Below are 18,136 nucleotides of genomic sequence, written 5' to 3'. Positions count from 1 at the left end.
CGGGACGTGGCCGTCCGAGCGTACGAGACGGCCTCACGTCCAGTAGAGGAGGCGGGCGCCGGGGAGCCGCTCGGCCACCTCGCGCTCGAACCAGCCGCGCAGCTCGGTCATCGTGTCCCTGGGGTAGACGTGCTTGACCGAGCCGAACTTGCCGCGCTTGGTGGTGCGGCGGGACTCGTCCATCTCGAGCTTCGTGCGCGGGTACCAGTCGAGCAGCGTCTCCTTGCTGCCCGGCGTGAACCGGTGGGTGATGCACTCGACGGTGAGGTCGTGCCCGGCCGGGACGGCGGCGGCGATGCCGTCGAGCAGCTCCGCGTACTGCTCCTGCCAGCCCTCGACCGGCATGATCGGCGCGATGGTGACGCCCACCGGGTAGCCGGCCGCGGCCACGGCCGACAGCGCGCGCAACCGTGCCGGCACCTTGGCCGTCGCGCCCTCGAACCGGCGGTCCACCGACGTCGCGTTGACCGAGAACCGCAGCCGGGTGCGGCCGCCGTGCGGCAGGTCCAGCAGGCCGGCGACGTCGTCGAACTTGGTGGTGGCGCGCAGCTGCACCGGGCCGGACCACTCGTGGGTGCCGAAGTGCTCGACCATGCGCGACAGGCCGCCGGTCAGGTGCTCGATGGCCAGCGGGTCGGTGTAGCAGGAGGCCTCGAACGTCGTCCCCTCGCCGCCGCGCTCCAGGGTGCCGGAGGTGATCGTCCCGCGGCCGACGTAGTCGTCGAGGCCGTCGAGGACCTCGTCGAGGTCGGCCCACACGCGGGTGATCGGCGGGCCGCCGAGCGAGCCGGCGAGGTAGCAGTACTGGCAGTGCGCGGGGCAGCCCTCGGCCAGGTCGAGCCGGAAGTCCGCCGACGGCGGGATGGGCTGCAGCTTCCGCTTGGACGGCGGCGGCACGACGAGCGCCATCGTGTCCTTGGCGGCCATGAAGGCGGCGCGGTCGTCGTCGCCGCGAAGCGACGGGAGCCGGTTGCCGGACAGGAGCTCGATCGCGTCGACGCCGGCGGCCTCGAGGCGCGCGAGCACGCGCTGTCCGTGCGGGCGCTCGGCGGCCGAGCGGGTGACGAGGACCCGCTTCGGGGTCCACAGCCGGGAGGGGGCGGGAGCAGCGGGGGCGGTGGGAGCGGGCGGTGCGAGCAGCGCGGTCATCGCCCTCTACAACACCGGCGGCGGGCCGCTGATGCCCTGCTCAGCGGCCTTTCCGGCCGCTCCTGTCGCCGTCGACGGCGGCGTCGGTCAAGGTCGGGACGTGTCCGCCCGCACCCGCCCCTGCCCGGCCGCGGCGTGTCCGGGCCGGGCCGGCTGACGTGGACGCCGGCTGGCTCCCGTCGCTCGGACTCGCCGCCGCGGTGGCCCTGGGGGCCGGGACGCAGCGCATCACCGGGCTCGGGTTCGCCCTGGTCTCCGCCCCCTTCCTGGTGCTGCTGCTCGGCCCCTTCACCGGGGTGCTCGTGGTCAACGTGCTGGGCGTGGCGGCCGCGGTGCTCGTGCTCGCGCAGGTGCGGCGGGACGTCGACGTGCGCCGGGGCCTGCTGCTCTCGGCACCCGCGCTGCTCGCGGTCCTGCCCGGGGCGTGGGTCGCCCGCCACACGGCGCCGGACGTCCTGCAGGTGCTCGTGGGCGGCAGCGTGGTGGTGGCGCTGCTCGCCCTCCTCGTGATCGGCCGGCGCAGCGGCGCCCGGGGCGGGTCCGGGCCGGGCACCGGACCCGGGCCCGCGGTGCTCGCCGGAGCCGCGTCGGGCTTCATGAACGCGACCGCGGGGGTCGGGGGACCGGCCCTCACGGTGTACGCGGTGGCCACCGGCTGGCCGCAGCGCGCGTTCGCCGCGACGGCGCAGCTGTGCTTCACCGTCATCGGCGCGGCCACCGTGGCGGCCAAGGGGCTGCCCTCCCTGCCCGTCGTGGACTGGGCGGTCGCGGCCGCCGCCCTCGGTGCCGGCCTGGTGGCCGGCACCGCCCTGTCGACCCGGGTGCGGCCGTCCGCGGCACGTGCCGCCGCCCTCGCCCTCGCCCTGCTGGGCAGCCTGGCGACCGTGGTCGACGGACTGCTCGGGGGCTGATCCGTCAACGGTTTTCGCGGGCAGCGAACGCCATTCCGCGTATAGCGGAACAATGGCGTCGGGCGCGCATTTCCGTGCCATTCCGGCCAGGCTCTCGCATGTCGGGGAGGAACGACCGGAGGAGGCCTCCACACCATGCCCAGCCACACGCCGACCGGTGCACGACCGGTCCTGAACGGCGGGGACGGCGCCTCGACGGGCCTGTCCGACGCCGTCCTCGACCGGCTGCTGCGGGAGCGGATCGTCGTCCTCGGCCGCGAGGTCGACGACGACGTCGCCAACCAGTTGTGTGCCCAGATGCTCCTGCTCGCGGCCGAGGACCCGCGGCGGGACGTCTCCCTCTACGTCAACTCACCCGGCGGCTCGGTCACCGCGGGGATGGCCATCCACGACACGATGCGGTTCCTCGACTGCGACGTCGCCACCTACGCGTTCGGGATGGCGGCCTCGATGGGGCAGTTCCTGCTCACCGCGGGCACCCCGGGGAAGCGGTTCTCGCTGCCGCACACGCGGATCCTGGTGCACCAGCCCTCGGCCGGCGTCGGCGGCACCCAGGCCGACATCGCCATCCAGGCCGACATGCTGCGCCGGCTCAAGCGCGACCTCAACGGCCTGCAGGCCGAGTACACCGGCCGGACGGTCGAGGAGATCGAGCGGGACTCCGACCGCGACCGCTGGTTCACTCCCGAGCAGGCGCGGGAGTACGGCCTGATCGACCACGTCGTCGCCTCCGCCGCCGCGCTGCCCACCGCGCTCGCGGGCTGAGACGACGGAGAGAGGTCCGGGTGGACGTGCTCGTCCTCGGCGGGACGGCGTGGCTGGGCCGGGAGGTCGCGCGGCAGGCCCTGGCCCGCGGCCACGCGGTCACCTGCCTGGCCCGCGGCGCGTCCGGCGGGGTCGCCGACGGCGCCCGGCTGGTGGTCGCCGACCGGGAGCGGCCCGGGGCGTACGACGCGGTCGCCGACCGCACGCGGGACGCCGTCGTGGAGGTGTCCTGGCAGCCGCCGTTCGTCCGTGCCGCGCTCGACGCGCTGGGTGCGCGGGCGCGGCACTGGACGTACGTCTCCTCGGTCGGCGTCCACGCCGGCCGCACGACGCCGGGCGGGGACGAGACCGCGCAGCTGGGGCGGTCCACCGAGCGGGCCCGCTTCGCGGGCCGTGGGCGGGCACACCGGCCCGGTGGTCCCCGCGCCGTCGGACTGGCTGCTCGCGCGGGGCGGCGAGCCCTGCACGGGCGACGGGTCGCTGGCGGTGTGGCTGCCCGCGCCCGAGGACCGGGGCTGGTCGAGCCGCTCGGGAGGCCGAGCCGCTGGCCGCGCTCGGCCGCTAGCTGTACCCGGCCAGGACGTTGGTGACGGCGGACGGGTTCTGGGCGAGCTCGTCGGCCCGGCGGCTACACGTCGACGGGACTGCCCATCGTCACCGTGCGGTGGACTGGGAGCCCGAAGTACGCGGCGGGGTCGGCCGCGTTGTGCGCGAGGACCAGGAACAGCACCTTGCGCCACTGCGCCATGCCGCGCGCGGAGGTCCGCCGGATCGGCCCGCGGGACAGGAAGTAGGACGCCACCGACGCGTCCACGAGGCCGCCCTCGAACAGGCCGGCCTCGCACGCGTGGTGCAGCGCCTCCGGCAGGTTCGGGTCGTCGGAGAAGCCGAAGCGGATCGCGAGGTGCTGGATGCGGTCGTCGGTGTGGCCGAGGTCGTCGACCTCGAACCGCTCCGCGACGGGCACGTGCGGGACGTTCGCCGACGTGGCCGAGACGATGAGCACGTCGTGGTGGAGCACCTTGTTGTGCTCGACGTTGGCCCGCAGCGCCAGCGGGGTGGTGTCCTTGCCCGGGTGCGGGAACACCGCGATCCCGGGCACCCGGGGCAGCGGCCGCCGGTACAGGTCCTCGACGAAGTCGGCGAGCGACCCCTCCTGCCTCCTGCGGTTGGCCGCGACGATCTCGCGTCCCCGGCGCCAGGTGGTCATCACGGTGAAGACGGCGAGCGCGATGGCGAGCGGCAGCCAGCCGCCGTGCGCGACCTTCGACAGGTTGGCCGAGAGGAAGGTGACCTCCAGGCCGCCGAAGGCGACCGCGGCCAGGGCCAGCTGCCACGGGCGCCAGTGCCACAGCGCGCGCGCCACCATGAGCAGCAGGACGGTGTCGATGACCAGGGCCCCGGTCACGGACACGCCGTAGGCGGTGGCGAGCCGCTCGGCCGACCGGAACGACAGCATGACGACCAGGACGCCGACGAAGAGGAACGCGTTGACGCCGGGCAGGTAGATCTGCCCGGCCTCGTGCTCGGAGGTCTGCCGGACCGTGACCGGGGGCAGCAGGCCGAGCTGGACCGCCTGGCGCGACAGGGAGAACGCCCCGGAGATGACCGCCTGGCTGGCGATGACGGTGGCGGCGGTGGCGAGCAGGACCATGGGCAGGCGCGCCCACGCCGGCACGAGCAGGAAGAACGGGCTGGACACCGACTCCGGGTGGTGGAGGATCAGCGCGGCCTGCCCCAGGTAGTTCAGCGTCAGCGCGGGCAGCACGACGGCGAACCAGGCGCGCAGGATGGGCTGCCGGCCGAAGTGCCCCATGTCGGCGTAGAGGGCCTCCGCCCCAGTGATGACCAGCACGATGGCGCCCATTGCGATGAACGCGGTGCCCGGGTGCTCGGCGATGAACAGGACGGCGTAGGTGGGGGACAGCCCGGTGAGGACGTCGGGCTGGGTGAGGACGCCGTGCAGGCCGGCCACGGCGAGCGCCGCGAACCACAGCAGCATGACCGGCCCGAACAGGAACCCCACCCGGCCGGTGCCGAACCGCTGCACCGCGAACAGCGCGGTGATGATCACCGCGGCGACCGGCACGACGACGTGCCCGAGCGCCGGGGTGGCGACGTGCACGCCCTCGACCGCGGACAGCACGCTGATCGCGGGGGTGATCAGCGAGTCGCCGTAGAACAGCGACACCCCGAGGATGCCGACCACGACGAGCAGGCCCGTGCGTCGCCTGCGGCTCCCGTACAGGCGCCGCACCAGGGCGGTCAGGGCCATGACCCCGCCCTCGCCGTCGTTGTCCGCGCGCATGAGGACACCGACGTACTTGACCGAGACGATCAGGGTGACCGACCAGAACATCATCGAGATGACGCCGTAGACGTCGCCCTGGGTGGGCCGCACCGCGCCGTGGTCGATGGAGAAGACCGTCTGCAGGGCGTAGAGGGGACTGGTCCCGATGTCGCCGAACACGATGCCCAGCGCGGCGAGGACCAGGCCGCCGGCGCCCGCACGACGTGCAGGGTGTGCGGCGGGGGGATCGGCGGACCGGGGTGCGGGGGACCGGGGCGCGGGGGGCCGGGGCGGGGTGACGCCGGGAGCCCTCGAGGAACCGGTCACGACGGCGTCCCTCCCTTGGAGAGGCGCCGGAGGTGGGGGGCGGGGAGGACGCGCGCCGCCGCGCGCACGGCAGGTGGCCCGACCGACATCGGCGTGCTCGTCACCGGACACCTCCTGGCTCGAGGCCGTGCACCACGAGGAGTGTCCGCCGACGTCGGCCCACGTGCGCGACAGACGCCGCCGTCCCTCCCCGGCCGGTCCGGCACCGCCGGGTCCCGGACCGCGCGCGGGCGTGCCTACGCTGCGGGACCGTGCCGCTGTTCTCCTTCGAAGGCCGATCGCCGCAGGTGCACCCCGACGCGTGGGTGGCCCCGACGGCCACACTCGTCGGCGACGTCGTCGTCGAGGCGGGCGCGTCCATCTGGTACGGCGCGGTGCTGCGCGCCGACTTCGGCCGGATCGTCGTCCGGGCCGGGGCCAACGTGCAGGACAACTCCGTGCTGCACGGCGGCGAGGACCCGGTCACCGAGGTCGGGCCGGGCGCGACCATCGGGCACGTCTGCGTCGTCCACGGGTCGGTGATCGGCGCCGAGGCGCTGGTCGGGAACGGGGCGACCGTGCAGGACGGCGCCCGCATCGGCCGGAGGGCGCTCGTCGGTGCCGGCAGCCTCGTGCCGCCGGGCATGGAGGTGCCCGACGAGGTGCTTGTGGTCGGCGCCCCGGCGCGCGTGCGCGGCCCGCTGTCGGAGGGCGCCGCAGTGTGGGTCGACGGCAACCCGTCGATCTACCAGGAGCTCGCCCGCCGGCACGCGGCCGGTGTGCAGCGCCTGGACGTCGGTTAGTCCGCCAGCTCGACCAGCACGGGCGCGTGGTCGCTGGCGCCCTTGCCCTTGCGCTCCTCGCGATCTACCAGGGCATTCGTCACCCGCGAGGCGAGTTCGGGGGAGCCGAGGACGAAGTCGATCCGCATGCCCTCGCGGCGGGGGAAGCGCAGCTGGGTGTAGTCCCAGTACGTATCCGCAAGCCTGACTGACGAGGGCGGCAACCGGAACTTGCTTCTTGACCTGCAGGGATACACCACGCTCAATCAGTGCCACGCAGTGCCAATTACAGGCTCCTGTGCCCCAAATGTGCCCCGGGGAGAGCGACGGGGACGTGGCGATAAAGCGTCCCCTGAGCCTCTGGCGGGCCGTCCTCGCCGCCATCGACGCCGCCCCGCAGCCGGCGGATGGTGCCGACTGCAGCGGGTCGCCGGAGGGGCGCTCCCGCGTCCCTGCCGGATGGGTCTGCGGCCCACCCTTCCCCAACCCGCCGCAGCCGGGAGGAAGCCGGTTGCGTGGGAGCGGCCAGAGGTATGGCCGAGGGCTGCGCCGCCCGGCCAGGACCGGCCGCCCTGGTGGTTACTGCTGAGAGCCAGGAAGGGAGGGACCATGGCGGGGTCAGCAGCAGCCCATGGTGACCAGGAGCCCCATCACGAGGGCCGCGAGGATGGCAACGGGACCGTCGGAGCGCTGCCCACTGCGTCCAACCTGAGGTCGGCATCCATTCGATCTTCATCCCTGGAGACGCTTCGAGGTGAACACGAACCTCCAGTGAGCCTCCAGTTCGTTTCGATGTTGGTCGGGCGCCTGCTGGCGGCCGACTGGAGAACCCTGCGGCCCCGTGGACGGCTCGGGTCGGTAAGCCGCCGCTCGGCGACTGCTTGGACCGGGCAGGCACTGGAGGTTGACTGCAGCACCGCAGCGCGTGCCCACGTCTTTTGGTGGCGCTTCGCGTAGTCCTCAAGAGTGGCGCGGATGATGCCGGCCCATGTCTGCTGAGGGTCCTCATCAACCATGGTGTCCAGCAGCTGTTGACGCATCCTCGGGAGACGCATCAGAGACTGCGTCGTCGGTTTCAGGTTCATTCCCTTGTGCGTGATCGTCATGACGACAGACCGTAGCCGCGCTATACACCGGGCCGGTGGATGGGCGTTCCCCACATGACCGACGATATGCACGTAAGGGAGCGCGGGGGCTATTCCCCAGGAAAGAACGGGCCAGGAAATTGAGGCGCTGGTGGATCAGCCTGCCTACTGCTGTCTTCGGACTGCCGCTGGCTTTTTCTTCCAGCTGTGTAACGTATGGGGCCAGCTAGCAGTGCAAGGCCTGCCAGGGTGCCGAATAGGGCTAGGCCGATCAGTAGCTGGACGACTTGAGTCCACATCAGCACCCACCGCCGTCTCCACCGCCTGCGCCGCAGTCACCGCCGAAGCCGCCACCTATGGGGCCAACGCCCCATCCGGCCCCGGCGCCGTGGGCGTACAACGCGGAGTGGCTCCGGCGGACCTCGCGCACGCTCGGGCCGGTGTCCGCCGGCAGGTACGGCCGGGGCGGGGAGAAGACGGCTCCCCGGAGCTCGGCGTCCGCCCACGCCCCGGGGCCGCCGAGCGCCACCGCCAGGGCCTTGGAGCCCCCGACGACCGACGGGTCGGACCGGAGCCGGCGGAGCGCACTCCGTCCGGCCCGGGTGAGCCCGACCGCCGTCCAGAACCGGTCGGCCGTGGTGTGCACGCCGCCGCGCCGGGTGACCAGGCCAGCCTGCTGCAGACCGTCGGCCAGCGCGGCCAGCCGGGCGTCGGTGCGCACCCGCCAGGCGATCCCGTCGATCGACCGACGGGCGCGCGGGCCGGCAGCGTCGAGCACGGCGGCCTCGACAGGATGCCGGCGGCAGGGGTCGACCACGTGCAGCTCGGCGGTGGCCCGGGTGACCCGCAGGCGCCCGTCCTCGATGAGGGTCACCACCGCGGCCTCGACGGCCCGACGCGAGCCACCGGCCAGGTAGGCGACCTCGTACAGGTCCGAGCCCAGGAGGGTCACGTGCGTTCCCGTCATGCCGTCGTCCTTGCTCGAGGATCGAATGACGCGGTCGAGCCAACGGTCTCAGGGACGACCCCGTTTCGGAAGTCGTCTTTGTGTGATTGTGATGTGCCGAAGATTGGCCGGCCAGCTCCTAGAGGTACTGACCAGAGACGTTGGTCAAGGTCGTGTGACGACACGACCTGACTGATCTTGTTCGCGGAGGACCTTCCCGGGCGGGGTGTAGTCCCCGCCGAACTTCGCGTGCACGGCCTCGGCGATGCGCGGCAGCGTCCAACACTGAGGTTTTCTCACCAGGAATCCGCACTCGGTTGAAGGGTGCGGTCGGCGTCGCTGGTCAGCACTGCAGCGGGTCGTCAGGAACTTCGAGCGCGGCGCCGCGGGGCAGGCTCCCGCCACGTGGCAGTCGACTCTCTGCTGACACATGGGCCTGACCTGCAGGGATGCTTCTCCTCGCCGTGCGTGGACGGCCAATCCTGGTGAGAAAACCTCACTGGTCGTCCCAGCCCCAAACGGCCGGCCCGGCGTCGAGCACCAGTTGTAGATCGTCGAGCTGGGCCGGGCTGAGCCTGCAGCGCGCCTCGCCGGCTCCCTTTGAGGCCAACGCCGGCCGGCCCCCGCCTCCGCAGAGCTCTCTCGACCGAACGACCGACTCAAGGATTAGGAGACCGACTCAAGGATTAGGAAACCGATCCAGGCGTGGTCCTGACCTGGGCTCCGGCAACTCATTGCGGCTTTGACCTGGGGTGTTGTGCCGAGCTGATGAGTGCTGTCGACGGCCTTGACGAACATTTTGCTGACTGGGTGCTGACCAGATGTCCGCAAGCACGAGCAGCCGTGTGTCAGACCCCTCCGCCTTGGGACGCCGGGCCGAAGCTGGGCAAGCCGCTTCCCACCCGGCGGCAGTCTTCCGCCTGTCTCGGTCGGAGCCTGACCCGATTTCCCGGACTCCTCTCCTGAGGCGATGATCGCCTCAGGAGAGGAGTCCTGGATGCCTGCTGCCAAGCCGCCGGAGTTCCGCTGTAGGGCGGTGGAGCTGGCGCGTCGGCGAGAGAAGCCGATCGCGGCGATTGCTGCCGACCTCGGCAGCGCGGAGTCGTGCCTGCGGCGGTGGCTCAAGCAGGACGACATCGATGCCGGCCGCGCCGAGGGGCTGAGCAGCGAGGAGCGGGCCGAGCTGGTCCGGCTGCGGCGCGAGCTGCGGGTCGCGCAGATGGAGATCGAGATCCTCAGGCGGGCTAGCGCCTACTTCGCCCGGGAGAACGTCCTCCCAAAATAGCGTTCCGGCTGGTCCAGGAGCTCGCCGCCGACGCTTCGACGTCGAGGTGGCCTGCCGGGTGTGCAGGTCTCGCGGTCGGGCTTCTACGAGTGGCGGGCTCGTCCGGCCAGTGCCCGCCAGATCGCCGACGAGGCACTGATCATCACGATCACCGACGTGCATCAGGCCTCCCGGGCCACCTACGGGGCGCCGCGGATGCACGCCGAACTCCGCCTCGGGCTCGGGGTGGCCTGTGGGCGCAAGCGGGTCGCCCGGCTGATGTGCAGCGCCGGTCTGACTGGCGTCTGTCACCGACGCAAGTACCGCCGGGCCGGCCCGGCGCCGGCCGTACATGAGGACCTGGTGCAACGCCGGTTCGTCGCCGACGCACCTGATCGGCTGTGGGTCACCGACATCACCGAACACCCGACCGGCGAGGGCAAGGTCTATTGCGCCGCCGTCCTGGACGTCTTCAGCCGGGTCGTCGTCGGCTGGTCGATCGCCGACCACATGCGCTCCGAACTGGTCGTCGACGCCCTCGAGATGGCCCGGTGGCGCCGCCGGCCCGGACCCGGCGCAGTCGTACACAGCGACCGCGGCAGCCAATACACGTCCTGGATATTTGGCCACCGGCTGCGCGCCGCGGGCCTGCTCGGTTCGATGGGGCGGGTCGCGTCCAGCGTCGACAACGGCATGATCGAGTCGTTCTGGTCGACCCTTCAGCGCGAGCTGCTCGATCGGCAGGTCTGGGCCACCCGGGCCGACCTCGGGTCGGCAATCTTCGAGTGGATCGAGGCCTTCTACAACCCTCGCCAGCGCCATTCCGCACTCGGCTACCTCTCGCCAGTCCAGTTCGAGGGCCTTCACACCGCCGCACTCCCGATTGACCGGGGGTCCCTCCACAGATAAGGGCGCTGCGCGTCGCTTCGCGATAGTGGCGTCCGCCAAGGTGGTGTTCGACGGGCTCGGTGACGAGCGAGCCTCGGACGTAGGGGCGGCCACCGCGTGATCTTCTGGAGACCTTCCACAGACCCAGGAGTTCGACGCGATGACCGCTCCGAGCAGTATCGACCCTGCCCACTTCCTGCACGAGCAGCTGACCCAGGCCAGCCCTGATCTGCTCCGGCAGATGCTCACGACGTTCATCAACACGCTCATGAGCGCCGAGGCCGACGCGGTCTGCGGCGCTGGCTGGGGTGAACGCAGCGACGAGCGCACCAACACCCGCAACGGCTACCGACAGCGGGACTTTGACACCCGCGCCGGCACCCTCGAGGTGGCGATCCCCAAGTTGCGGGCCGGCTCCTACTTCCCCGATTGGCTGCTGGAGCGCCGCCGCCGGGCCGAGCGGGCGCTGACCACCGTGGTCGCCACCTGCTACCTGCTCGGCGTCTCCACAAGGCGGATGGAGAAGCTTGTCGAGTCCCTCGGGATTACGCGGCTGAGCAAGTCCCAGGTCAGCGAGATGGCCCGGGAGCTGGACGGCCAGGTCGCCGACTTCCGGCACCGCCGGCTGGATGCCGGCCCCTACACCTTCCTGGCCGCCGACGCCCTGGTCCTGAAGGTCCGCGAGGGGGGCCGGGTGGTCAACACCCACGCCCTGGTCGCCACCGCCGTGAACGCCGACGGGCACCGGGAGATCCTCGGGCTGCAGGTCACTTCCGCCGAGGACGGCGCCGGCTGGCTGGCCTTCTTCCGCGACCTGACCGCCCGCGGCCTGACCGGAGTCCAACTCGTCACCAGCGACGCCCACCGCGGGCTGGTCGAGGCGATCGGCGCCACTCTGCCCGGCGCCAGTTGGCAACGCTGCCGCACGCATTACGCGGCGAACCTGATGGCGGTCTGCCCCAAGGCGTCCTGGCCGTGGGTGCGGGCGCTGCTGCACTCGGTCTACGACCAGCCCGACACGGCCTCGGTGCACGCCCAGTTCGACCGGGTGCTGGCCGCCCTGGCCGACAAGCTGCCCAAGGTGGCCGAGCACCTCGAGAGCGCGCGGGCCGACGTGCTGGCCTTCACCGCCTTTCCCAAGGAGGTCTGGCGCCAGATCTGGAGCAACAACCCCTCCGAGCGGCTCAACCGCGAGATCCGCCGGCGCACCGACGTGGTCGGCATCTTTCCCGACCGCAACTCACTGATCCGCCTGGTCGGCGCGGTCTTGGCCGAGCAGCACGACGAATGGACCGAAGGTCGCCGCTACCTCGGCCTCGACGTCTTGGCCCGCTGCCGCGTCCAATCCCTCACCGCCTCGGACACCGACTCCGCCACCACCGAGGAGGTGACCATCCCGGCGCTCAGCGCCTGACCAGACAGGAAGATCACGCCGAAGCCGTCACACACCACGCCAACGGACTTGACCGTCGGCAATCGATTGTCGCAGGACAATCACTACGGCTTCCCGTCTAACGATCATTAATGGCGGGAGTTCCGTAGCCTGCTGACAACCCGCGCGGCGCGCGCTATGCCAGACCCATGAGGTATCCCCAGGGTGGCGGGCTCACCGCCGAGGACTGCGCCCGGCGGGAGCAGGTGCGGCTGGCCGCAGCGGAGTGGATCGAGGAGGGCGCCACCGACCGGGAGGTGGCGGACCGGTTTCGGGTGAGCCGGATGTCGGCCAACCGGTGGCGGCGCGCACTGGCCGCCGGTGGTCGCCCGGCGCTGGCGTCGAAGGGCCCGGGCGGCGCCCGGTGCAAGCTCACCTCGGCCCAGCTCGAGGAGCTGCAGGCGCTGCTGGACGCCGGCCCGGCGGCGTGGGGCTGGGCCGACCAGTGCTGGACGCTGCCGCGCATCGCCGAGGTCGTGCACACCAGGTTCGAGGTGGACTACACCCTGCCCGGGCTGGACCTGCTGCTGCACCGCCTCGGCTGGAGCGTGCAGGTGCCCGCGCGGCGCGCGGTCGAGCGCGACGAGGAGCAGACCAGCGCCTGGCGGGAGGAGACCTGGCCGCAGATAAAAGGACCGCGGCGGACCTGGGCGCCTGGCTGGTCTTCGAAGACGAGTCCGGTCAGGGGCTGAGGCCGCCGAAGGGGCGCACCTGGGGCCGCCGCGGTCGGACTCCGGTGGTGCGGGTGACCGCGGCGATCAGCCCGCGGGTGTCGGTGGCCGCCCTGGTCGCGGTCAAGCCCGGGCAGCGGCCCCGGCTGATCTACCGCACCCACCGCGGCCGGCGCGGCGGCGGGCGCACGGGGTTCACCGAGGCCGACTACGCCCGCCTGCTCGACGCCGCCCATCAGCAGCTGGGCGGGCCGATCGTGCTGGTCTGGGACAACCTGAGCACCCACGCCAGCAAGGCCATGGCCGAACTGATCGCCGCCCGGCCGTGGCTGACGGTCTACCGGCTGCCGCCCTACGCCCACGAGCTCAACCCCGTCGAGCCGGTGTGGTCGCACCTGAAGCGCTCGCTGGCCAACCTCACCAAGCACACCATCGCCGAGCTGACCGCGCTGGTGAAGACCCGCCTGAAACGGATGCAGTACCGTCCCGGGCTCCTCCGCGGCTTCCTCGCCAGCACCGGCCTTGAGTACGGACCGTTCCTGTAACAACCACTCTTAACGATCGTTGGACCTTCGCGCCGCCTCCGTCGGACGCACGGCCCAGATGGCCGTCGCCGGGTCGCCAGCCCAAAGTGTCGTGCCGCGACGGCTACAGCCCTGAACGAACTTGAGTCGTCGCAGCGGCCCCTGTCGTGAACGCGGTCAGGAGGGTGTTCGGTCCGGTCCTAGTGCCTGATCCCGAACACCCTCCCCCCATGTCCTAAAGCGGGCTCCGACCGCAGAGGTGCTAGGGCTTCTGCCCCTCGAAGTACCTCCTCGTGTCGATAACGCGGCTGGTGTTCATAAGGGGCCTCAGTCGCCGGAACGTGTGCTCGGGGAACACCGATGTCCGGAGTAGCCACCGGTCGGTGCCGGTGTGACGAGAAGGCACCTGGCCGCGCCCGTGTGTGGCGGATCGGTTCGGGATGACGACGACGTCACCGGGGTATAGCGCCACAGGTTCGGCGACGTTGTCGAGCGCCGTCCGGAGCTTGCGGGTCACAGCTTCAGCCTGGCGGCTCAGGGGTCGCGTGCGGTCCCCGTAGAAGGCAGCCCTGATCCGACGGCGCCCGTCGGGGAGTCGCTGCACCAGAGGGACGTTGCGGGTGACCTCCTGCCCGGCGGCCCTGGCCGCCTCCTCGTAGGCGTACGGCATGGCGATGTCCCAGTCAGGCTGCTCGAGCGCTTGTCGTTCACGCGGCGACAGAAGCCGCAGCGCCGCCTCCAGCCCGGCGACAAGCGTCGGGACTGGCGGGTCTCCAGCGCGCAGACCAGTGATGATCAGTGCCTCCGGAGTGTCGTTCAGTGCGGCTAGGTCGTTGTGCTGACCGAGCGGTGCGCCTCCGCGGCCTGTGAGCGTGTGCTCCTGTCCACGCTGCGCGACGAGGTGATGGATTAACCGGCCGGACTGCTCGACGTCGTAGGACGCCGGCTCCGCCACCACCGCGCAGACGGCCAGGTGCAGGTTGTTGGTGACCAGAGGCGGAAACCCAGCGTCCTCGGACGGTGTCATGGGCAACTCGTCGTCGAGCAGGCCGATCCCGCGTAGCACCGTGACTGTCTGGCTGCGAAGCGCCTCGTAAATGTATTCGCGGGTCGGGCCCGAGATGCTACCGAGGAAGGCGCTGCGGTGGGCCTCAATAAGGCCGTCAGTTACGTCCTGGTCGCTAATCGGGCCAAATCTCTGCATGGTGGTGCGCAGGTTCATACGCTCAACTCTCGGCAGGTGGATCTGGCGGATCAGTGTCGTGACCTTGTAGGGTGACGAGTGGGAGTGGTCGATGGACATGGAGAGCTCCTGATACGAGACCGTCGGCGCCTAGCCTGGCAAGGGAACTGGCGACGACTGACTGGGACCGGGCGGGCCAAGCCTCGCCCGGTTCTGCATTGTCCTAGCGCCGAGTCCTCTGCCACCTCCCTCCGTGTCTCTCGGCGTTGGGCGTAGCAAAGCACCGCTCCCCAGGATTCATCTCGGGGAAAAAACCGGAAAAAAAGCGGAGGGCGATTCACTCGCTAGCAATCCACACCCAGTTGAAGGGGTGCGGCTAGCGTCGCCGGTCTAAGTCGCAGCGGGTCGCGAGGGACTTCGGTCACGCCACTCGGCGCAGGCCCCCTCCAGGCGGCACTCGACACTCGCTGGCACAGGGCTCGACCTGCGTCGATGCCTCTCTCACGTGTCCCTGGGAGCCAATCCTGGAAGGAAAACCTCAGGTGAAGCAGTTCCAGAAGTTCACTCGGCAGGAGAAGGCCGCAAAGGATCCTCAGGCGTCCAAATCCTTGAGGACATACCGGTCGTAACCGACTGCGACCAGCTCCTCATAGGCCGCCCAAACCGCGGGTGGGATGACCTGAGGTAACTGAAGTCCGCGTTCGGCGTAGACCTTCATACGCTGAAGGTCTCCAACCATTAGATTGATGAACTCGGTCGAGTCCAGATTGCTACTTCCGTGCAGGTAGTCGCTGAATGGCAGCTTAGGCGCTGAGGTGAAGTGCCGGACTTCTGGCCAGCGCTTCCCTGCGGTTGCCGCGGCTCGGCGCTGCATATAAGGCTTGGTCGCCAGAACGACCGCGTGAACCTTCTGGCCGCGCCCTTCCAGTAGAGCGCGAGAGAAGTCGATATTTTCGCCGGTGTTGCTGGCGCGCGTCTCCATCAGGATCTGTGTACGCGGCACCCCTTGATCCTCTGCGACCTGTCGGTAATACGCCGCCTCAGATGCCCCCCAAGATATCGGCGTATCCTTTCCTTGTCCACCGGTCACTACGAGTACTGGCGCAATGCCCGCCAGCACGAGTTCCGCCGCGTGCCGCGCGACGCGCTCGTCATGTGAGCCCAGCGCAATGACGGCGTCCACGGGGCCCGACGGACCATGGCCGTGGCAGAGGTAGTCCCAGATGGTTCGCGCACTCTCCTCCATCCTCACCGCCTCCCGCTCGACCCTCTGGTGCAGAACGCCTCAGCCAAGCAGACTGACTCGACGGTGACAAACGGTCATGACCCGGAGGAGGCTCCCATGGGCGACGACGCTGGCCGTGCCCTCGTCAATGACTTGGTGAGGCTCAAGAAGGCTGGCTGGAAAGATCTCGCCCAACGGCCGGAGCGCTACGACGCGCTCCGTGGGCTGGTCACATCGTCAATCGGTGAGGGACTATCTACTATCTCCCCAACAGCCGCATTGGACAAAGTCGAGCGATTCTTCACGAGCATACTTCGGCAGCTACCTGACCGACGCGCTGCTGACGCGTGGTACCTGTTGCTCGGCCTGAATACGCGCGGCAATGTCGGCACACTGGATCACCGGCGAGTCAGGGCAGACGCGGCCTTCCGAAACGGCAAACCAAGGAAGCCTGATACATTCCGCAGGTTCGACGAACAGCTTCTCATGCGTCTCTTGCTTGAAGTGTTGGGTGGTGAAAAACCCAATGCCCCTCCAGCGATCCGCGGGGACCGCCAGTCGGAGTCGCGGATCCTCACGGTGCGTGACTTCGTGCGCATGGAGGACGTTCTTGCTGCCGTGACTGACGCCATCTCCCAACAGCGATTCGTGCCAGCCGAGGCAGCTCTAAAGGAAATACTGAGGGCCCCACGTAGTTCATCGCCTTCCGCGCGCGAGCTGCGGCTGTATGCCACGGCACATTTTTTGCTCGGGCATGTCTACAGAGACCGGGGCCGTCTGCATGTCAGGCGTCCGGCCGAGAAGAACTACCGACTTGCAGCGGCGATGTGGGCGGAGGCGCGAGAGACCCCCCGTCAGGCGGAGGCCGAGTTGATGACTGCGGTGCTCCTCGAAATGAGCAATCAACTCCGGGAAGCCCTGGCAGCCTATTCATCGCTCTCCGACGATGGCCGACTGACCGACAGGGGCCGCTTTAGGGCGATCCTGTTTGCCGGGTCCGTCCTTACGAAGCTAGGCCATGGCGATGAAGCAAAACGACGCATCTTGCGAGCGATCGATTACTTTGAACAGCACAACACCGACGTAGTCAGCGGTTATCTCAAGCTAGCGTCTGCCCTCCTGAGGTTCGAGGGGCCAGACGCGGCTAATGAAGCATTAACTGAGGTACGCCTGTCCGCAGCTGCCTCCCCGCTGCTAGTAGTCCGTCGGGAATTGAGCCTTGCTCATGTCCTTGTCAGCCAACCTAAGACCTTTGCCGAGGGGCAAGAGAAGCTTCGACACTTAGGTCTGGAAGCAGAGCGCAACGACCTCGGGCACCAACTGTCAAAAATCCAGGAGTTGAGGAGGGCGCCGCATGCTGGCCTCTTCCTGCGGGGGCTTGATTGAAATTTGTAAGACATCGAAATTTCGATCCTGCGTGCAGCGATCGTCCAAGACCGTCGCGTAATGGATGGATCCCGACCGTCCGTCCGTGAATGAACGCGCTACTGTGGATCGCGAACTGAGGCACGGAGTCCCTAGACGCGACCCCCTCAATGTGCCGTCGATTCGTGCTGGTCCAATGCATTGGCCGCGAAAAAGAGGACCGCAGTGGCGTCGTCGCTCCTCTTCAGTCGCGGATGCAGGGTGCAGTCGGCGTCCGCCTTTTCCGCCGAACGAACGCAGCGTAGAACAAGCTCTAAGGGTAAACCTGCCGAAGCGACCGGCTCCCAACTCTCGAGGCAGCCATACCGTTGGGCCGCCGCGAATCCGTCGGTCATTAAAAGAATACGAGTGCTGGTTGTTCGAGGGATGCTTCCGCAGATTGCGTGGTCGGCGGCTGCTGGATCCAGGCTAGCGATCCAGTAGCCATTGGCTGTGTTCATGGCCCAGGCGCGACGCTCCTCAATCTTTCTCAATATCTTCTCGTGAGCCTCCTGCATCGCCATTCCAGTACCACGCAGGGTCACGTACTCCTGTATCAAGGCATTTTCCGTGACGGACTGGCGGATAGGCCGGACGGTCAGCGCCTCACTGCTAGGGCTGTTTAAGTATAGGATGGTGACATCGCCGAGTACAGCATATCGGTACACTTTGTGACGTCGGTCGTCAAGGGTGACAACTGCGACGGACGATGAAGGGGGTATTTGTCCCTCGTATCGGTTCCCTGCCTGCTGGGCGAGCGACTCGATGGCCGCACGCAGGGCCTCTACCGGATCCGTCCCTCCGGAAGCGAACTGATGTTTCAGTTCCCGTGACAGCGTTTGGGCGTGCCACCGTGCATCACTTTCAAGATCCGACCGTGCCGTTGATAGCGATGTGGCTCCGTCAATGACCCATGCAGCGTTATCGGTTGCGCCCCATGCGTCCTCATTCACATTCGAATCGAGGCTGGGCTCAGTTATGTGATCGAGGATGCGAAGCGTCACGTTCGAAATACTAGCAAGCTAAGCCGCATCCACCAGAGGTGGCACGGATCTGCGGGTGGAGTTGAGGATCGCGCTTGGCGGTCCGACCGATCACAGGCTGCCATTATCAATCTTGAGCCCGTCGCAGCTGGCCCGACGCCGTCAGTGAATGCACTCCCATGCAAAGCGTTGCCATCAGCACCATTAATTCATTGAGGAATGTTCACGGCAAACCAACAGATCAACTGTTATCGTCATCATTCAACTATTCAGTCAGTCCTTTCCGAACCGTCGGCAATCGTCAGCCCGAGTCATCGTCGTCCAAGTC

At 69.1% G+C, this 18,136-nt stretch carries 17 protein-coding genes; 10 read left to right on the top strand and 7 right to left on the bottom strand.

The genetic code is table 11. From position 1 onward, the window contains the following. Nucleotides 1-33: 33 nt before the first annotated feature. Nucleotides 34-1,149: a spore photoproduct lyase family protein gene (locus tag ACU616_RS07610; protein ID WP_446757869.1), complete on the bottom strand. Its 1,116-nt coding sequence runs from the start codon at nt 1,147-1,149 to the stop codon at nt 34-36. A gap of 158 nt (nt 1,150-1,307) precedes the next feature. Between ACU616_RS07610 and ACU616_RS07605 the strand changes: the two genes are divergently transcribed. The 3 genes from ACU616_RS07605 to ACU616_RS07595 all read left to right on the top strand — a co-directional run bounded on the left by ACU616_RS07605 (nt 1,308) and on the right by ACU616_RS07595 (nt 3,415). Then, on the top strand, nt 1,308-2,060 hold the full coding sequence (locus ACU616_RS07605) for a TSUP family transporter (protein ID WP_446757868.1): 753 nt from the start codon (nt 1,308-1,310) through the stop codon (nt 2,058-2,060). A 135-nt stretch (nt 2,061-2,195) separates the two neighbouring features. Then, on the top strand, nt 2,196-2,825 hold the full coding sequence (locus ACU616_RS07600; protein WP_446757867.1) for an ATP-dependent Clp protease proteolytic subunit: 630 nt from the start codon (nt 2,196-2,198) through the stop codon (nt 2,823-2,825). Nucleotides 2,826-2,845: 20 nt separating this feature from the next. Further along, on the top strand, nt 2,846-3,415 hold the full coding sequence (locus ACU616_RS07595; RefSeq protein WP_446757866.1) for a hypothetical protein: 570 nt from the start codon (nt 2,846-2,848) through the stop codon (nt 3,413-3,415). A 38-nt stretch (nt 3,416-3,453) separates the two neighbouring features. Here the strand turns inward: ACU616_RS07595 and ACU616_RS07590 are convergent, their stop codons facing one another. Then, nucleotides 3,454-5,442: a potassium transporter Kup gene (locus ACU616_RS07590; RefSeq protein ID WP_446757865.1), complete on the bottom strand. Its 1,989-nt coding sequence runs from the start codon at nt 5,440-5,442 to the stop codon at nt 3,454-3,456. Nucleotides 5,443-5,693: 251 nt separating this feature from the next. Between ACU616_RS07590 and ACU616_RS07585 the strand changes: the two genes are divergently transcribed. Further along, nucleotides 5,694-6,224 carry a gamma carbonic anhydrase family protein gene (locus ACU616_RS07585; RefSeq protein ID WP_446757864.1) on the top strand — a complete coding sequence of 177 codons (531 nt, stop codon included), beginning with the start codon at nt 5,694-5,696 and terminating at the stop codon, nt 6,222-6,224. On the opposite strand, the gene ACU616_RS07580 is transcribed toward ACU616_RS07585, so the two are convergent. Together ACU616_RS07580 and ACU616_RS07575 are read right to left on the bottom strand one after the other, a co-directional pair. Then, entirely contained in the window at nt 6,221-6,352 is a 132-nt protein-coding gene (locus tag ACU616_RS07580) for a hypothetical protein (RefSeq protein ID WP_446757863.1), read from the bottom strand. The two genes, ACU616_RS07585 and ACU616_RS07580, sit on opposite strands and share 4 nt — an antisense overlap. Nucleotides 6,353-7,586: 1,234 nt before the next feature. Then, complete coding sequence (locus tag ACU616_RS07575) at nt 7,587-8,255, bottom strand: TIGR04222 domain-containing membrane protein (protein ID WP_446757862.1); 669 nt, start codon at nt 8,253-8,255, stop codon at nt 7,587-7,589. A 976-nt stretch (nt 8,256-9,231) separates the two neighbouring features. Here ACU616_RS07575 and ACU616_RS07570 point away from each other — a divergent pair. The 5 genes from ACU616_RS07570 to ACU616_RS07550 all read left to right on the top strand — a co-directional run bounded on the left by ACU616_RS07570 (nt 9,232) and on the right by ACU616_RS07550 (nt 13,034). Beyond that, nucleotides 9,232-9,519: a transposase gene (locus tag ACU616_RS07570; RefSeq protein ID WP_446757861.1), complete on the top strand. Its 288-nt coding sequence runs from the start codon at nt 9,232-9,234 to the stop codon at nt 9,517-9,519. A gap of 60 nt (nt 9,520-9,579) precedes the next feature. After that, nucleotides 9,580-10,407: an IS3 family transposase gene (locus tag ACU616_RS07565; RefSeq protein ID WP_446757860.1), complete on the top strand. Its 828-nt coding sequence runs from the start codon at nt 9,580-9,582 to the stop codon at nt 10,405-10,407. Nucleotides 10,408-10,546: 139 nt separating this feature from the next. Further along, complete coding sequence (locus ACU616_RS07560) at nt 10,547-11,800, top strand: IS256 family transposase (protein WP_446757859.1); 1,254 nt, start codon at nt 10,547-10,549, stop codon at nt 11,798-11,800. 167 nt (nt 11,801-11,967) lie between these two features. Then, nucleotides 11,968-12,510 carry a helix-turn-helix domain-containing protein gene (locus ACU616_RS07555; protein ID WP_446757858.1) on the top strand — a complete coding sequence of 181 codons (543 nt, stop codon included), beginning with the start codon at nt 11,968-11,970 and terminating at the stop codon, nt 12,508-12,510. Then, nucleotides 12,420-13,034 (top strand): IS630 family transposase, encoded by a 615-nt coding sequence (locus tag ACU616_RS07550; protein WP_446761459.1) that lies wholly within the window; start codon nt 12,420-12,422, stop codon nt 13,032-13,034. The genes ACU616_RS07555 and ACU616_RS07550 overlap by 91 nt, the downstream gene beginning before the upstream one ends. Nucleotides 13,035-13,275: 241 nt before the next feature. Here ACU616_RS07550 and ACU616_RS07545 read toward each other — a convergent pair whose 3' ends face one another. Together ACU616_RS07545 and ACU616_RS07540 are read right to left on the bottom strand one after the other, a co-directional pair. Continuing rightward, nucleotides 13,276-14,316 carry a TauD/TfdA family dioxygenase gene (locus ACU616_RS07545; protein ID WP_446757857.1) on the bottom strand — a complete coding sequence of 347 codons (1,041 nt, stop codon included), beginning with the start codon at nt 14,314-14,316 and terminating at the stop codon, nt 13,276-13,278. A gap of 472 nt (nt 14,317-14,788) precedes the next feature. Then, nucleotides 14,789-15,379: a YdcF family protein gene (locus ACU616_RS07540; RefSeq protein WP_446757856.1), complete on the bottom strand. Its 591-nt coding sequence runs from the start codon at nt 15,377-15,379 to the stop codon at nt 14,789-14,791. Between the two features lie 159 nt (nt 15,380-15,538). Here ACU616_RS07540 and ACU616_RS07535 point away from each other — a divergent pair, with 159 nt between their 5' ends. Further along, a complete protein-coding gene (locus ACU616_RS07535; protein WP_446757855.1) occupies nt 15,539-16,807 on the top strand; it encodes a hypothetical protein in 1,269 nt (422 codons plus the stop codon). Between the two features lie 146 nt (nt 16,808-16,953). Here the strand turns inward: ACU616_RS07535 and ACU616_RS07530 are convergent, their stop codons facing one another. After that, nucleotides 16,954-17,829 carry a protein phosphatase 2C domain-containing protein gene (locus ACU616_RS07530; RefSeq protein WP_446757854.1) on the bottom strand — a complete coding sequence of 292 codons (876 nt, stop codon included), beginning with the start codon at nt 17,827-17,829 and terminating at the stop codon, nt 16,954-16,956. Nucleotides 17,830-18,136 lie beyond the last annotated feature (307 nt).

The sequence above is a fragment of the Geodermatophilus sp. URMC 62 genome (assembly GCF_052931475.1).
This window is presented reverse-complemented; position numbering and strand designations above follow the sequence as displayed.

Bases quoted from the DNA above. Each gene is read 5' to 3' on its own strand.
- ACU616_RS07580 (WP_446757863.1), bottom strand. From the start codon at position 6,352: ATGCGGATCGACTTCGTCCTCGGCTCCCCCGAACTCGCCTCGCGGGTG.
- ACU616_RS07555 (WP_446757858.1), top strand. From the start codon at position 11,968: ATGAGGTATCCCCAGGGTGGCGGGCTCACCGCCGAGGACTGCGCCCGG.
- ACU616_RS07545 (WP_446757857.1), bottom strand. From the start codon at position 14,316: ATGTCCATCGACCACTCCCACTCGTCACCCTACAAGGTCACGACACTG.
- ACU616_RS07560 (WP_446757859.1), top strand. From the start codon at position 10,547: ATGACCGCTCCGAGCAGTATCGACCCTGCCCACTTCCTGCACGAGCAG.
- ACU616_RS07600 (WP_446757867.1), top strand. From the start codon at position 2,196: ATGCCCAGCCACACGCCGACCGGTGCACGACCGGTCCTGAACGGCGGG.
- ACU616_RS07570 (WP_446757861.1), top strand. From the start codon at position 9,232: ATGCCTGCTGCCAAGCCGCCGGAGTTCCGCTGTAGGGCGGTGGAGCTG.
- ACU616_RS07575 (WP_446757862.1), bottom strand. From the start codon at position 8,255: ATGACGGGAACGCACGTGACCCTCCTGGGCTCGGACCTGTACGAGGTC.
- ACU616_RS07535 (WP_446757855.1), top strand. From the start codon at position 15,539: ATGGGCGACGACGCTGGCCGTGCCCTCGTCAATGACTTGGTGAGGCTC.
- ACU616_RS07610 (WP_446757869.1), bottom strand. From the start codon at position 1,149: ATGACCGCGCTGCTCGCACCGCCCGCTCCCACCGCCCCCGCTGCTCCC.